Here is a 15,168-nt window from a genome sequence, read left to right as displayed (position 1 = left end):
CCGAACCGGCCCACGCCGACTGGGCCGGAACCCATTCCGGCCCCCTCATCGCCGCCGCCGTCCGCATCTGGCTCGACACGTTCCGCGACTGCGAAGGATGAACGAGGTGCTCGGGGACGAGCGCGGGACGGCGCCGTGCGGTGAGCGGGCAAGCTCATGGGCGGAGCCCATCCCTTTGCAGCTCAGGGTCCCCTATGGCCGCTGGTGCGATTCGCGGCGGGGAATCACATCGGAACCCCCCGGTCGGCACCGGAGGACGCAGCACCGGACCACGGCCACGGGCCAAGGGACCCCGGCTGCAAAGGGTGCGGCGCCGCCGCAGAGCTTGCCATTGCAACCAATACCGGACACCAACAGTAAGGACAGGATCCACCCACATGCGCACTGCGACCAACACCCCGGCCCCGGCCCTGCGGCCGCGGGCCTACGCCCCAACCGGCGCGAGGGGCGCCGCTGGGACATCGACGCCGACGACCGCCGCGGCTGGATGCTGGTCAACCCCCGGCAAGCCCACTGGGCCATCGAAGCCGGGGAAGAACTCCTCCGCGCCGCCATCGGCCACTACAACCACAGGCGGGCCGACCGGGAGGGAAGGACGGATACTCGACGTGGACGGAATTGATCGATGCTGAACGGCCGGTTCAGCGGCAAACCGGTGAACCTGCCGCATCATCGCCATTGGGGCCGCGCTCGGGCCTCGTCACAGGAACCAACTGGTCTTGTAGAAGAAAACCGCCGCGCCGACGGCTATGACCATTGCCAGGACGAAGACCGTGACTCCGGCGGCGGTGCCGGCCACCGCTCCGACGATCGCCGCGGCTATACCACCGCCGACCAGCCCCATGATGAGCGGGAGGATGATGTAGACGACATCCATGCAGGAGTGGAAGCCGGCGCCCGGCGGCTTGTTCGGGGGATACCGGTAGGACATGCGCACTCCCTTTCGGAAGAGGGTGGGCCTGAATCCTCAATGATCGCATGGAATGTCCTTCTCGCGCAGGTCCGAACGGGCTCGTGCGTCAACCGTGCAGAACCCGTGTGGCAGCCGCATACGTTGAGGGTCGGACCGCGACGACGGGCACCAACTCGCGGTCGCGCACATCGGCCCGCCCCGACCGTAGCCGGGGAGATTGGACTATTCGCTCTGCCAGAACGAGGCCGACAAGCACAACTGGTTCGCCTGGCACTGCCGGACCGACACCGGGGACGGCCGGACCGCCTACGAACTGTGGTACATCCCGTTCCAAAAAGGGCTTTCATCTCGGAGGCGGCGGGTCCGGCCGGTCGGTGACCGGCCGGACCCGCTCTGGCGGGCGGACCCCATAATGAGATCGTGCTCGCGAACAGACTCCCCCGATGGTTCGTCGAACGCGTCGAACCGGCCAAAGACGAGGACGACCTGCGAGTCAGCACCCTCGAACTGTTCTTCGACCTCGTGTTCGTCTTCATCGTCACCCAGTTCACCTGGGTCATCGCGCACGACCCCGCCGCCGGGATCGTCCAGACCACGCTCATGCTCGGCTTCCTGTGGTGGATGTTCGCCGGATACTCCTGGCTCACCAACGTCATACCGCCGGTGCGCCCGGCCCGGCGCGTCCTCATCCTCTGCGCCATGGCCGGATGGCTCCTGGTCGGACTCAGCGTCCCCACCGCATTCGCCGACGGCGACATCTGGATCGCGGTCGGCATGCTCATCGCCGTGGTCATCCACGGCCTCATGTACCTCCAGGCCACCCGCACCTTCGGCCCGGTCTTCGCCGCCAACCTCGCCGCCGTCGCGGCCGTCTTCGCCGCCCAACTCGGACCGGACGGATGGTGGCGCTACCTCCTCTGGGCGGCGGCGGTCGCCATCGTGTGGTCGGTCCCGATCTTCCACAGCCAGCGCGGACTCACCCTCCACCCCGGCCACATCACCGAACGCCACGGCCTGGTCGTCATCGTCGCGCTCGGCGAATCGGTCATCGCCATCGCCATGGCCGGCACCGGGCTGCCGGTCGACCGCGACCTGATCCTGCCCACCGTCCTCGGCCTGGTCGTCGCCGCCTGCCTGTGGTGGGCGCTGTTCTCCCGCGACCTGCCCGGGACCGAAGCGGCGCTGGAGGCCGCCACCGACCCGGTCGACCGGGTCCGCAGAGTCCTCGCCGGACTGTCCTACTCGTTCATCCCGGTGCTGCTGGGCATCATCGTGTTCGTGGCGGGCCTGAAGCACTCGGTCGGCCACGCCACCGAACCGCTCGAGGCCGAATGGACCCTCCTCCAGCCCGGAGGGGTCGCGCTGTTCCTGCTGGGGACGGCCGGGTTGCGGGCCTCGATGCGGCTGCCTTCCCGGCTCGGCCGGGTGGCACTGGCGGCGGCGGTCCTGCCGTTGGCGTTCCTCGGGCCGGTCAGCGCCGCCGTCCAACTGGCCGCCATCGCGGCGGTGCTGGCCGCCGGGCTCGCGGTCGAGCGGCGGCGGGCCCGCTCGGCGGCCCCTACCGTCCGGTCCGCGCCCCGGCCCGCGGAATCACCAGCGGCGTAGCGGTCTCGGGGTCGTCGATGATGCGGCAGGGCAGGTCGAAGACCTTCTCGACCACGTCGGCGGTCACGATCTCGTCCGGCGGCCCCTCGGCGACGATCGCGCCCTCGCGCATGGCGATCAGGTGGGTCGCGTAGCGGGCGGCCTGGTTGAGGTCGTGGAGCACCGCCACCAGCGTGCGCCCCTCGCGGTGCAGGCGGCCGCACAGGTCCATCACCTCGAGCTGGTGGGTGATGTCGAGGAACGTGGTGGGCTCGTCGAGCAGCAGCAGCGGGGTCTGCTGGGCGAGGACCATCGCGATCCACACCCGCTGGCGCTGGCCGCCGGACAGTTCGTCCACCCCGCGCGCGGCGAGGTCGGCGACGTCGGTGGCGTCCATGGCCTCGGCGACGACCCGCTCGTCGGCGGCGGACCACTGCCGCAGGATGCCCTGGTGGGGGTAGCGGCCGCGGGCGACCAGGTCGGCGACGGTGATGCCGTCGGGTGCGATCGGCGACTGGGGCAGCAGGCCGAGGCGGCGGGCGACGGTGCGGGTGGGCCGGGAGTGGATGTCCTCACCGTCGAGCAGCACGTGGCCGTCGGTGGGTTTGAGCATGCGCGCCAGGGCCTTCAGCAGGGTGGATTTGCCGCAGGCGTTGGGGCCGATGATGACGGTGAACTCCCCTTCGGGGACCTCGACGTCGAGGCGTTCGCAGACGGCCTTGCGGCCGTAGCCGATCGTGGCCTGTTCGGCCAGCAGCGGCACGGTCATGACATGACCCCCTTCTTCCGGTGGGTGACCAGCAGCCACATCAGGTAGAGGCCGCCGACGACGCCGGTGACGACGCCGGTGGGCAGTTGGCGTTCGCCGACGCCCGCGACGGCGATGGCGTCGGCGGCGGTGACGATGAGCGCGCCGACCAGGGCGGCGCACAGGAAGCTCCGGGTGGCGCCGGTCAGGCGGGCGGCGATGTGCGGGGCGGCCAGCGCGACGAACGCGAGCGGCCCGGAGACGGCCACGCCGCCGCCGGTGAGCACCGCGGCCGTGATCAGGGCGATCGTGCGGACGGCGGTGACGTTGACGCCGAGGCCGACGGCGCTGTCCTCGCCGAGGAGCATCGCTTCGAGGCCGCGTCCGATGAAGACGGCGACGGCGGCGCCGAGGGCGAGGACGGCGGCGACGGTGCCGGCCTGGTTCCAGTCGCGGCCCGACAGGTCGCCGGTGATCCAGAATACCGCGCGGGCGGCGTCGACGATGTCGCTGCGGGTGAGCAGGAAGCCGTTGACGCCGACGGCGATCGCCGAGACGCCGATGCCGACCAGGACCAGGCGGTAGCCCGACCGGTCGCCGCCGCGGGTGAGCAGGTAGATCACCGCGCCGGTGACGATCGCGCCGCAGGCGGCCGATCCGGCGACGAATCCGGTGGTGGCGCCGGTGGTGGTGATGATGGCCAGGAGCGCGCCGGTGGAGGCGCCGTGGGTGAGGCCGAGGAAGTCGGGGCTGCCCAGCGGGTTGCGGGTGAGGGTCTGGAAGACGGCCCCGGCCAGGCCGAGGCAGGCGCCGACGGCCAGGCCGGTGGCCAGGCGGGGCAGGCGGACCTGCCAGACGATGAAGTCTTCGGCGGCCGTGCCGGATCCGGCGAGGGCGGGGCCGAGGCGGTCGAGGCTCAGTTCGAAGGTGCCGGTGGTGGCCGTCCAGACCGCGACCGCGGCCAGGGCGGCCAGGACGCCCGCGGCGGCGGCCGCCGGGCGGGGGCGGAGGCGGACCGAGTAGTCGCCGAGTCGGATCACGGTCACAGGCGGGCCACCTTCCGGCGGTTGATGAGGTAGAGGAAGAACGGTCCGCCGACGACGGCGCAGACGATGCCGACCTGGAGTTCGGCGGGGCGGGCGGCGACGCGGCCGAGGACGTCGGCGGCGAGCATGAACGCCGCGCCGCCCAGGGCCGAGTAGGGCAGCACCCAGTTCTGGTCGGGGCCGGTGTAGGCGCGGACGATGTGGGGCACGACCAGGCCGACGAAGACGATCGGGCCGCAGGCGGCGGTGGCGGTTCCGGCCAGGACGGTGATGACGGCGATTCCGGCGATGCGGAGGACGCGCGGGTCGACGCCGAGGCCGGTGGCGGAGGCGTCGCCGAGGGCGAGGGCGTTGAGCGGCCGGGAGAGCAGGACGCCGGCCGCGGCGGCGGCCGCGATGAGCCCGACCACGATACCCAGGGGGACGTTGTGGGCGTTGACCAGGGAGCCGACCGACCAGAACCGCATCTGCTCCAGGGTGGCGGTGTCGAGGATCTGGATGGCCGAGACGTAGGCGAGGCCGGCGGCGGTGACCGCGGCGCCGGCGAGCGCGAGGCGCGCGGGGGTGGCGGCGGCGGCTCCGGCGATGAGGTAGCAGGCGACGGCGGCCGCGGCCGCGCCGAGCCAAGCGAAGCCGAGGGTGGCGCCGAAGGTGGACAGTCCGAGGAAGTGGACGGCGCTGACCACGGCGGCGGCCGCGCCGGTGTTGACGCCGAGTAGGCCCGGGTCGGCCAGGGGGTTGCGGGTCATGGCCTGCATGAGCGCGCCGGACAGGCCGAGGGCGGCTCCGGCGGCGAGGCCGAGGGCGGTGCGGGGCAGGCGCAGTTCGGTGACCACGGGGTAGGCGTCGGAAGCGGTGTCGGCCAGTCCGGCCCAGACCTCGCCCATGCTCATGGCGCGGGCGCCGAGGGCTACGCTGAGGGCGGCGAGGACGACCAGGGCCGCGGTCAGCGCGAGCAGCCCGGTGACGCGGCGGGCGCGCTGCGGTGCGCTCGTGGACGTTGCGGTTGCGGTGGACACGGGGTGCGGACTCCGGACGGACTCGAACGATTTTGTTTAGGCTAACCTAATCTCTCATCTTCATTCTCCGCACACCACCCCGAGGAGTACCGCATGTCACCCGTCCCTCCCCTGCACCGGAACCTGGACCGCCGCGGCCTCTTCGCCGCCGGCGGCGCCCTCGGCGGGGCCGCGCTGCTGTCGGCCTGCAGCTCCGACGGTGAAGCCGAAGCCTCCGGCGACACGGAGGGTTCGCAGCCGTGGACGTTCACCGACGACCGCGACCGGACCGTCGAGCTCGACGCCGCGCCGTCCACCGTCGTGGCCTTCACCGGCCTGGCCGCGGCCATGTACGACTACGGCGTCGAGATCACGACGGTGTTCGGTCCCACCACGACCGAGAGCGGGGAGCCCGACCTCCAGGCCGGGCGGATGCCGGTCGGGGAGCTGACGGTGCTGGGCAACGTGTGGGGCGAGTTCGATCTCGAGCGGTACGTCGCGGCCGAGCCCGACCTGATGGCCTCCCACTTCCACGAGGGCTTCGACGAGCTGTGGTACGTGCCCGAGGAGGTCGGGGACGAGGTCGAGCAGGTGGCGCCGACCATCGGCATCGCCACCGGTGACCGCCCGCTGGAGGAGGTCCTGACCCGCCACGTCGAACTGGCCGCCGCGCTCGGGGCCGACATGGACTCCGAGGTCGTCGCCGCCGGGCGGGACCGGTACGAGGCGGCGGTCGAGGCCGTCCGGGAGGCGGCGGCCGACAACCCGGTCCGGCTCATCGCCTGCAACGCGAGCCCCGAGGCGCTCTACGTCGGCAACCCGCAGGCGTTCGACGTGCTCGCCAAGTGCGCCGAACTGGGCGTCGACCTGGTCATGCCGGACAACCCCGAGGACGGCGGCTACTGGGAGACGCTCGCCTGGGAGAACGCCGACCGGTACCAGGGCGACGCGATCCTGCTGGACCAGCGCACCGGGAACCTCAAGCTGGAGACTCTGGCCGAGGAGCCCACTTGGGCCTCGCTGCCGGCGGTGGAGGCCGGGCAGGTCACGCCCTGGAACCCCGAGCCGGTGTATTCGCACGTGGGGGTGGCCGAGATCCTCGAGTCCATCGCCGAGGCCCTCTCCGGCGCCGAGCCGGTCGTCAGTGGCTGAGGCCACGCCGGCCACCTGACCCGGACCCCCGGTATTTGCTTAGGCTAACCTAAGCCCGACGCTGATACCGGCGACCCGCCCTGCGCTAAGGAGACGCAACATGCCCTTCGAAGCCGAACGCTTCACCCTCGCCCGCCGCCGACTGCTCACCGGCGGCGGCGCCCTCGGACTGACCGGCGTCCTCGCCGCCTGCGGCTCCGGCGACGACGAAGACGACGCCGCCGAGTCGTCCGGCTCCTGGTCGTTCACCGACGACCGCGGCGAGACCGCCGAGCTCGACACCACCCCCACCGAACTGGTCGCCTACACCGGCATGGCCGCCGCGCTCCACGACTTCGGCGTCACCGTCAAAGGCGTCTTCGGCCCCACCACCAAAGAGGACGGCAGCCTCACCACCCAGGCCGGAGACCTGCCGGTCGAAGAGCTGACGGTCATCGGCAACACCTACGGCGAGTTCGACATCGAGGCATACGCCGCGCTCGCCCCGCAGGTGCTGAGCACCCACTATTACGGCGACCCCTCCGACCTGTGGTACGTGCCGGCCGAAAGCCTCGACGAGATCAGCGACCTCGCCCCCGTGGTCGCCATCGACGTCAACGACGGACAGAACACCCTCCCCGAGGTCATCGAGCGGCACGCCGAACTGGCCGCCTCCCTCGGTGCCGACCTCGAATCCGAGGCGGTCGAGGCCGCCAAGGAACGGTTCGACGAGGCCGTCGAGGCCCTCCGGCAGGCCGCCGCCGACAACCCCGTCAAGGTCCTCGCCTGCTCGGCCGGACCCGAAGACTTCTGGGCCTCCAACCCCGACTCCGCCAACGACATGCGGTTCTTCACCGAACTCGGCGTCGACTTCATCGTCCCCGACGACCTCGACGAAGGCGGCTACTACGAGACCCTCGCCTGGGAGAACGCCGACAAGTACGACGCCGACCTGATCTTCCTCGACGCCCGCGAGCAGGCCATCCAGCCCGACGGGCTGGCCGACTTCCCCACCTGGAACGCCCTCCCGGCCGTCCAGGCCGGCCAGATCGCCGCCTGGGACGCCGAGCCGCTGTACGGCTACGGTCTGGCCGAGCGCTCCGTCCGGGCGCTGGCCGAGGCGATCGCCAACGCCGAGAAGCTGTTCTGAACCGGCGCAACAGACCGGGGGCCGGGCGAAAGCCCGGCCCCCGGCTGCGTCCGGGCGACTACTTCTTCAACTTGTTCAGCCGGAGCGTGACCACCTCGGGGTCGTGGTCGGAGACGCCGTAACTGCCGTAGGCCGGCTCCTCGCCCGAGGCGTAGGCGTCGGCCGGGTAGTCGGCGTTGATGTGCGCGGTGGCGACGTCGGCCAGAGCCTTGGCCACCGTGCGCGAGGCCCACATCTGGTCGAGCGTCTGCGCCTGCCCCTGGTAGGTGTAGGAGTAGGCCGCCTCCGGGTGCTCGGCCAGCGACCGATCGTACAGGTTCGACAGGCCCGAATCCTCATACAGCGCCGCGAGCTGGTCGGACGGCCCCGTCCAGTCCCCGGAGATCGTCTCCCCGGCGGCGTACGGGTCGTCCGGGCGCGGGAAGACGTTGAGGTCGCCTCCGGCCAGGACGTTCGCCTTCTTGTCCCGCTCCAGGATCCCCGCGCCGATCGCGGCCAGGTAGTTCGCCTGCTCGGTGCGGTGCAGGACCCGGCGGTCCGGACCCGAGGAGAAGTGGTTGTTTACCAGGTAGATCTCCCGGTCCTTCCACTTGCCGCCGTCGAGGACGAACTTGGCGACCTGCGCCGGACGGCTGAACACGTCGAAGCCGTTGCAGGCGAACACGCCCGAACTCGTGCAGCGGTCCAGGACGTCCTGGGGCAGGGCCGCGTTGAGCGCTTTCGGGTTCTCCACGTCGGCGTTGATCTCGTCCGGCTCGGTGCCGTAGTCGACCTGCGGGCTCGCTCCGAAGACCGGATCGGCCGCATCGACCTCGGACAGCTCGGCCATCTCGGCCCGGTAGAGGAAGCCGGTCATGATGCCGCGGGTGTCGGAGGCGTCCAGGTCGCCGGCGGCCGTGTAGTCCGGTCCGCCGATCTCGGCGATGACCAGCGCCAGCTCCTGCAGCGAATCGGGGGCGCCGTCGGAGCGCTCGTTGGCCTCGCCGACGCCCTCCAGGTCGCACACCAGCCGGTCGGGGCCGAGGTCGGAGTCGGCCGTCCATTCCGGGTTGACGGTGCAGACGTCCTGGGCCTCGCCCTCCTGGGTCATCAGGATCGCGGGGGCGTGCAGGTCGTTCACGATCTGATCGGCCTCGCGCAGCATGCGGGACTCATACTCCTCGTAGGAGTCCGGCACGTAGTCGAACGGCGGGTCCACATCGCCCTCGGGGTCGGCGGGGTCGACGCAACCGGTGTCGGAAGCGTGGTCGCAGCCGGAGTTCGGATCGTCCCGCCGGTCGTAGAGGTTCTCGATGTTGTAGGAGGCGATCGCGACCTCGCCCTTGCCTACCGGTTCGACCGGCCGGTTCGCCGACGGGTCGGGGCCGTCCGCGAGACGCAGGTCCTCGGCGACGTTGACGGTGAACTTGCCGAAGGTGTAGTAGACCCCGCCGGTGGCATCGGCGGTGACGGTGTCGAAGGTCTTGGCCGGGGCGATGACCGCGTCGGGGTCGCCCTCGGTCGCCTTGAGGCCGAACGAGCCGATGGTGAACAGGTAGCCGTTGCCGTCGTCGAAGGTCTCGCCGGGCACGTTGTCGAGCGGATGGGCGTCGCGGAAGGCCCGCCGGGAGTAGTCGTCGCGCCCGGCCACCTCGTGATCGCCGCGCATCGCCCAGACCTCGCCGTCGGTGCCGAAGACGTCGCGGCCGGCGGTGACGGTCGAGCCGGCCGGGACGGTCATCTGCATGCCCAGGTGGCGCCGGAAGTGGCGGCGGGAGTCCTCGGCGTCGTCGGGCGGGTCCACCTCAGCGACTTCGACGACCTCGGCCGGGTCGAGCCCGGTGTCGACCACGTCGTATACGAAGGCCGACGAGCCGGAGAACTGCACGTTGCCGAAGTAGGTGCCCACCCGGGCGCGCAGGACTATCTCGTCGCCGACCGTCACCGTCCAGTCGGCGCCGTACTCGGCCTCGGCCGGGGAGTCCCAGACGGTGCGCAGGGTGTCGAAGCCGCCGTTGAACACGAAGACACCGTCCGAGGAGTGCGGGTCGCCGTCGGTCGCGTCGGCGCGCTCCTGCAGGAAGAAGCCCTTGTTTCCGCTGCCGTCCAGGTAGTGCTGGGTGACCACGCCTTGGACGGTGACGGTCTCGTTGTGCACCGGCGAGGAGAAGTCGGTGTCGCCGTCGCCGATCGAACCCTGGACCTCGCCGATGGGGACGATCTCGGGTTCGTCGGCACGGGCCGGGGCGGTGGACATGAGCCCGCCGATGACCACCGCCGCCGCGCCGAGGGCGGCGGTCGTCATCCGGGCTCTGAGTCGGAAGGAGGACACGAGGGAATGCTCCAATGCTGTTGTCGAGGCACGCGCGGCTCGCAGACACACCGCACGAAATCGGCTCACCTTCACTCAATCGCGGCCGGCCGAATCGCGCAAGACCGCCGGGTGAATTCCTCGTATCATCCTACGTCTGCCGACACGACGAAGGCGGGGTCCGAAAGGACCCCGCCTCGCTCATGCGGTCACCGCAGCTGCTCGGCCACCCGGCCGGCCTGGTAGGCCAGGACCGTGCCGGCCTCGCCGCCGATCCACTCCGCCTTGTCGGCGAAGCGCTCCAGGGCCTTTGCCGCCTGCCAGTCGCGGCCGTGGTCCAGATGGCGCTCGGCCGAGTCCAGCTTGGACTTCAGGACCACGTACCACCACCAGGGCAGGTCCCCCGAGTCGCGGTAGTCCTCGAGGGTCGACCGCAGCTCCTCCAGCGCACCGGGCGCGTGGAAGTCCGGCACCTCGACATCGCCGAAGTCCATGTCGGAACCCAGGTAGAAGCTCGTGTACTGCGGCTGGTTGTAAGCGGTCTGCTGCGTGGCCGCGCCGACCCGGTACTGCGGGTCCTGCATCAGCGTGTGCAGCTTGTGCTCGGTCACCTCGGTGGAGAGGTAGATCCGCACCGCGTTGGAGTCCTCGGTGCGCGTCACCATCTCCTCGCGCCAGTCGCCGAGCACGTCGGCGACCAGGCCCGGGTTGCCCTTGGTCCAGTTGTTGGTCAGAGTGCCGGTGGCCTCCAGGACCACGCCGTCCTGCCAGTCGTTGATCTCGGGCGTCTCCAGCACATCGGTGGCCGCGCCGGTGATGTACTGCGTCGTCAGGTCCCCGGCCCAGCGGATGGACATGTTGGTCCCCGGCGTCGGGCCCTCGATCGGCTCCCCGGCGGCGGTGAACAGCCCCTCGGGGTCGCCCTCCTCATTCGGCGGCAGGGAGGCCCAGACCTCCAGGCCCGGGATGTCCGGGTCGATGTCGCCGGCCATACCGCGGCCCGTGTCGCGGCCGGTGTAGCCGCCCCACAGCACCTCGCCGGTGGCCGCGTCGCGCATGGCGTAGCCGTAAGGCGCCCAGGGGCCGCCCTCGAAGACCGAGAAGATCTCCAGGCCCTCGCGCGCGGGGTCCATGTCGCCGAGGTGGTGGGCGTCGCCGTGGCCGAGCTTGACGTACTCTCCACCCACGTTCGACTCCGGCGGCGCGTAGTCGTAGGAGGAGAACAGCAGTGAGCCGTCATCGTCGAGCGCCGCGGCGCCGTAGATGATCTCCTGCTTGCCGTCCCCGTCCACGTCGGCCGCGCCCATGGAGTGGTTGCCCTGCGTTGTGAGGGTGCCCCACTCCGGGTCGGGGCCTTCGACGCCGTGCGGCCCGTCGTTGAACGGGTTCGACATCGGGGCGTGCCCGGAGTCGGCCAGCCACCGCAGCGACAGCTCCTCGCCGTCCCAGTCGTAGGCGGCGATCGTCGACCGCGTGTAGTAGCCGCGGGCGAAGATCGACGAGGCCTGCTCGCCGTCGAGGTAGGCGACGGCCGACAGGAAGCGGTCGACGCGGTTGCCCGGCTCGATGCGGGACATGGCGTAGTCGCCCCACAGGAGGCCGTCGTCGCCGCGCTCGACCGCGTAGTCGACCGTGTCCAGCTCCAGACCGGTGGCGCCGTCGAACACCGTGAGGTACTCGGGGCCGCTGATCACGAAGCCCTCGAAGTTCCGCAGGTCGTTGCGCCCCGAGCGGTCGGGGGCGTAGACGTCCATGAAGTAGTCGGTGAGGGTCTCGGCGTCATCCTGCGAGAGCGGGTACTCGAAGTCGAACTCGTCGTCGGCCCCGAGAGCGGCCTCGATGGTCGCCGGCCAGTCGCCGTTCACCACCTCCGGGTGCTCGTGCCAGCCCATGAACATCCCGACCACGTGGTCGTAGTAGTCGTCGGCGCTGAAGCGGTAGTCGTCCTCGTGGGTGACGCCCGCGGCCCGGTCGTCCTCGGGGATGGTGATGAACGCTTCCTCGCCGGTCACGTGCGAAGTGGACTTGACGCCGGGGGCGGTCTTGAACATCACCTCGGCGATGCCGTCGCCGTCGAAGTCGTAGACGTTGAACTGGAGGTAGTGCGCGCCCGCCCGGATGTTGTCGCCCAGGTCGATGCGCCAGAGCTGCTCGCCTTCCTGGGTGTAGGCGTCCAGGTAGACCGGTCCGGTGTAGCCGACCTGCGAGACGTCCTTGGAGTTGGACGGGTCCCACTTGACGACGTACTCGTAACGGCCGTCGCCGGTGAGGTCGCCGACGCTGATGTCGTTGGCGGAGTATGTGTACTCCTCCCCCACCGGGGTGACGCCGTCGGCCGGCTTGTTGATCGATACATCGAGGTAGGACTCCGACCAAGGGCTCACCGAGTCGGAGAAGTCGACTTCCTGCCCGTCGACCACGGCCACGACCCGGTAGTCGGAGTCGTCGGCGCCGTCGGCGTCCAGGTAGTTGGTGCTGTCGGAGACCGAGGCGATCCGCTCGCCGTCGCGGTAGACGTTGAAGTCGGCTCCGGTCAAACCTGAATCGTTATAACCGGACACCTCGTCAGCAAGCAGACGCCAACTGAGGAAGACGCCGTCCTCGGTAGTGGCCGCGACGAGCCCGCGATCGAGGTTTTCGAGCTGGACACCGGAGCCGGCGCCGCCGTCGGCGTTGCCGTGCGCCTGGGCGGATACCGCCACCATGGCGCCCGCACCAGCGACGGCGGCCGCCAAGGACGCCGCCGCCACACTCCGGAGCTTGTTGGGAGGACTCATTGAAGGGGCTCCTTGTCATCGTGCGAGGCCGACGGGGGCGCGCCAGGCTGGATCGCGATGGGGGCCGAGCTCGCCAACCTCTTTTGAAACGATTTAACGCATCGAAGGTTATCGACGAAATATGACCCTGTCAAGCACCGATCCGCACCTCAGGGGACACCTACATCACTGTCGAACCACCAGAACCGGCCGCATCACATGCCCCACTGCTGTGACACTCGGTACGCCCCAACCCCCACCGCAGCACCGCCCCGTCGACTGAGGTAAAGTTCATCCCGGTCCCGGACGATTAGCTCAGCGGGAGAGCACTGCCTTCACACGGCAGGGGTCACTGGTTCGATCCCAGTATCGTCCACCACATTTCCCCAGGTCAGCGACCTGGGGACTTCTAATGCCCGCTTGAGACAACCTCGCGTGGTACGGGATGTGGTGCGAATCTACCCAATGTCGAACCATCTGGACGACCAACTCAAGTCGATCCGCGAACGAGGCAGGCTCGAAGAACTCCCTCAGAGTGTCACTGAGGCTAGCCATCGAACCAGATACCGGCCAGTGCACCCGTGTCCGGTGCACCTCATGGTCATCGCAGAGGAACCCCGGACGAAACCTCATCCGCCGCGCTACCCAGCGCAAAGTCCGCCCAACCATCTGATTCCGGATCAATCATTGTGATCCAACACTATAGACCTGAATGGATCACTCTTTGCTGAAGATTCCCTCATCTCTAATCGAAAGATCTACATCATAGATGTAAAACCGAGGATCCTCAACTTCACCTGTGAATACAAGTTCTCGCCAAACGCTACTTCCGTCAATTTCATTTATGGATACGCTTATCCACATTGCAGACTTCTCGGATTCTCCGCACCTGTCACCTCCCTCTAGTTCTCCGGACGTAATATCATGCGAGCACATCCTCCAGGTTCCATCGAGGCTCACTGGATAGGAACCGCTGTCAAGACCTCCATGCCAAGGAACCCTACTCACAGAAGAGTATTCCAATGTGCCGTCTTCGAAAAACTCGAATTCCTCTCCTGCACTGTTTACCCAAGAACCGATAATCTGACTTCTCGGGACCTTGCTGTCGACCGACTCAAGGTATGGCGTGGAGTTCGCAAAGCATCCGGCACCAAGTAGGAGTACTACCGCCATAACGAGCCCCCGAACTGCAGTTCTCAAAATCGCTCCGATCATCCTTTTCAAGTTCGTTAGCTCCGGCCGTTCACTTGATCGTTATCTATTCCGACCATGAAACCCTCTGAGCCCGATTGGCACCTGATCCAGGCCTTCAATCCGAAATGAGGCTGGTCCTGGTTCCCGGAGTTCGCGTTCCAGAATTTCCTTTAGCAAGCTTCACGCCTTTGTGAAGCATTCATTCTACCAGCCTGCAAATTCACTTCCCGCGTCATTCATTCCTAGGTAGCGGCACACGTAGGATCGAGGTTAACGAGGTCCTGCACACACTCCCGTTCATGAAGCGCTTAAATTGACTTGCCATACGCCAGTGAATGAACAGAGCTACGAAAATGCTTAGGATCATGGACAATCCGCCACCGACCATGATCAGAAACCCCTGCGACATAGCGTACAGAGATGTAAGAACATAAGGCACCGGATGCAACTTCCTTATCGGTGAAGTTCCCAATCGCCACGACGAAGCAGCAGCCGACGGAAGCACCACAATAATAATGTGTGGAACCAGGGTAAGGAGAAGAATGTAGGAAATAAGACTATCCCATGCACCAGTTCTTTTCCAGATATCGACGCCAATAATTATCCACAGCGCACCAAGGCTTGTGACTGAAGCACCTCCCCAGAACAGTAGGTTTCGGCTTGCCAGCCGAAACCTACTGAGTCTGTTTCAAGCTGAGTGGTGTTCGTAGCTGTTGAGGACCTGGACGGCTTTGGCGATCTGGGTAACCTGGTGCGGGTCGCAGCGGATCTGGTCGAGAATCGACCAGGTCTTGAGCTGGGCGAACATGCGCTCGCCGGGGCCGCGGAGCCGGGCGTGGAGCCGGTGGTACTCCGTTTGCCACGCGGGCTTGTTCTTGCCTTTGATCGGCGTGACCACCAAATCGTGGTCGAGACCGTCATAGCCTCTGTCGCCCAGGGCGAACAAATCGTGCTCGGCCAGCAGCCAGGGGATTCGCCAGATCCAGGCGGCTTTGGTGTCGTGGATCGAGCCGCGGATCGCACCGGAGATCCACAGCAGGTTCCCGCGCGCATCGGCGATGGCCTGAGGTTCATTCCATGTCGCTGGTGCTTGCCGGAGTAGCAGGGCCGGTCGATTCGGTTGCGGTCGATCCGGACCAGGGTGCCGTCGAGCATCACGAAGGCTGCGCCCGACCGATTGGCGTGGCGCAGGGCGTCGCGGATGCCCGGGGCCAGGGCGGCGAGCAGTCCGATGGTCTCGCGGGTACGTCGCCACGCGGTGGCGGCCCAGATGCCGAAGCCGGCCGCGAGATCGCGCAGTGTCTCGCCCTTGCGCAGGTAGGCGAGCGTGAGCAGGGCTTGGGTGCCGGGATCGAGGG

Annotated in this window: 11 protein-coding genes and 1 tRNA gene; 4 read left to right on the top strand and 8 right to left on the bottom strand. The window is 68.4% G+C overall.

Translation table 11 applies throughout. The features are described 5' to 3' along the window. Positions 1-700: 700 nt before the first annotated feature. Complete coding sequence (locus CUT39_RS08315; protein ID WP_100445512.1) at positions 701-931, bottom strand: hypothetical protein; 231 nt, start codon at positions 929-931, stop codon at positions 701-703. A gap of 402 nt (positions 932-1,333) precedes the next feature. Between CUT39_RS08315 and CUT39_RS08310 the strand changes: the two genes are divergently transcribed. After that, a complete protein-coding gene (locus CUT39_RS08310) occupies positions 1,334-2,518 on the top strand; it encodes a low temperature requirement protein A (RefSeq protein WP_157930553.1) in 1,185 nt (394 codons plus the stop codon). On the opposite strand, the gene CUT39_RS08305 is transcribed toward CUT39_RS08310, so the two are convergent. Genes CUT39_RS08305 through CUT39_RS08295 form a run of 3 tightly spaced genes read right to left on the bottom strand, consistent with a single transcriptional unit; the run spans position 2,472 to position 5,310 of the window. After that, positions 2,472-3,266: an ABC transporter ATP-binding protein gene (locus CUT39_RS08305; RefSeq protein WP_100445510.1), complete on the bottom strand. Its 795-nt coding sequence runs from the start codon at positions 3,264-3,266 to the stop codon at positions 2,472-2,474. The genes CUT39_RS08310 and CUT39_RS08305 overlap by 47 nt on opposite strands. After that, the gene (locus tag CUT39_RS08300) at positions 3,263-4,291 is read right to left on the bottom strand and encodes a FecCD family ABC transporter permease (RefSeq protein ID WP_100445509.1); all 1,029 of its coding nucleotides are present in this window, start codon (positions 4,289-4,291) and stop codon (positions 3,263-3,265) included. The genes CUT39_RS08305 and CUT39_RS08300 overlap by 4 nt, the downstream gene beginning before the upstream one ends. Beyond that, positions 4,288-5,310 carry a FecCD family ABC transporter permease gene (locus CUT39_RS08295; protein ID WP_100445508.1) on the bottom strand — a complete coding sequence of 341 codons (1,023 nt, stop codon included), beginning with the start codon at positions 5,308-5,310 and terminating at the stop codon, positions 4,288-4,290. Before CUT39_RS08295 ends, CUT39_RS08300 begins: the two co-directional genes overlap by 4 nt. Positions 5,311-5,403: 93 nt before the next feature. Between CUT39_RS08295 and CUT39_RS08290 the strand changes: the two genes are divergently transcribed. Together CUT39_RS08290 and CUT39_RS08285 are read left to right on the top strand one after the other, a co-directional pair. Continuing rightward, the gene (locus CUT39_RS08290) at positions 5,404-6,441 is read left to right on the top strand and encodes an ABC transporter substrate-binding protein (protein ID WP_100445507.1); all 1,038 of its coding nucleotides are present in this window, start codon (positions 5,404-5,406) and stop codon (positions 6,439-6,441) included. A gap of 100 nt (positions 6,442-6,541) precedes the next feature. Beyond that, positions 6,542-7,570 carry an ABC transporter substrate-binding protein gene (locus tag CUT39_RS08285; RefSeq protein WP_100445506.1) on the top strand — a complete coding sequence of 343 codons (1,029 nt, stop codon included), beginning with the start codon at positions 6,542-6,544 and terminating at the stop codon, positions 7,568-7,570. Positions 7,571-7,628: 58 nt separating this feature from the next. On the opposite strand, the gene CUT39_RS08280 is transcribed toward CUT39_RS08285, so the two are convergent. Both CUT39_RS08280 and CUT39_RS08275 read right to left on the bottom strand, forming a co-directional pair. After that, complete coding sequence (locus CUT39_RS08280) at positions 7,629-9,881, bottom strand: hypothetical protein (protein WP_100445505.1); 2,253 nt, start codon at positions 9,879-9,881, stop codon at positions 7,629-7,631. Positions 9,882-10,069: 188 nt separating this feature from the next. Beyond that, on the bottom strand, positions 10,070-12,637 hold the full coding sequence (locus tag CUT39_RS08275) for a rhamnogalacturonan lyase (protein ID WP_198586974.1): 2,568 nt from the start codon (positions 12,635-12,637) through the stop codon (positions 10,070-10,072). 283 nt (positions 12,638-12,920) lie between these two features. Between CUT39_RS08275 and CUT39_RS08270 the strand changes: the two genes are divergently transcribed. Further along, positions 12,921-12,995 (top strand) — tRNA-Val (locus CUT39_RS08270). Positions 12,996-13,333: 338 nt separating this feature from the next. Here CUT39_RS08270 and CUT39_RS20220 read toward each other — a convergent pair. Continuing rightward, positions 13,334-13,831, bottom strand: coding sequence for a hypothetical protein (locus CUT39_RS20220; RefSeq protein ID WP_157930552.1), 498 nt, complete (start codon positions 13,829-13,831; stop codon positions 13,334-13,336). Between the two features lie 667 nt (positions 13,832-14,498). Continuing rightward, positions 14,499-15,065, bottom strand: coding sequence for a transposase family protein (locus CUT39_RS21110; RefSeq protein ID WP_157930551.1), 567 nt, complete (start codon positions 15,063-15,065; stop codon positions 14,499-14,501). Positions 15,066-15,168: the final 103 nt, after the last annotated feature.

This window comes from Glycomyces xiaoerkulensis, from assembly GCF_002798405.1.
GTDB lineage: Bacteria > Actinomycetota > Actinomycetes > Mycobacteriales > Micromonosporaceae > Glycomyces > Glycomyces xiaoerkulensis.
The sequence above is the reverse complement of the archived record's forward strand: the minus strand, read 5'-3'. Positions and strand labels throughout refer to the sequence as shown.

Coding starts and splice junctions, on each gene's coding strand:
- CUT39_RS08315 (WP_100445512.1), bottom strand. CDS start 931: ATGTCCTACCGGTATCCCCCGAACAAGCCGCCGGGCGCCGGCTTCCAC.
- CUT39_RS08305 (WP_100445510.1), bottom strand. CDS start 3,266: ATGACCGTGCCGCTGCTGGCCGAACAGGCCACGATCGGCTACGGCCGC.
- CUT39_RS08290 (WP_100445507.1), top strand. CDS start 5,404: ATGTCACCCGTCCCTCCCCTGCACCGGAACCTGGACCGCCGCGGCCTC.
- CUT39_RS08285 (WP_100445506.1), top strand. CDS start 6,542: ATGCCCTTCGAAGCCGAACGCTTCACCCTCGCCCGCCGCCGACTGCTC.
- CUT39_RS08275 (WP_198586974.1), bottom strand. CDS start 12,637: ATGAGTCCTCCCAACAAGCTCCGGAGTGTGGCGGCGGCGTCCTTGGCG.
- CUT39_RS20220 (WP_157930552.1), bottom strand. CDS start 13,831: ATGATCGGAGCGATTTTGAGAACTGCAGTTCGGGGGCTCGTTATGGCG.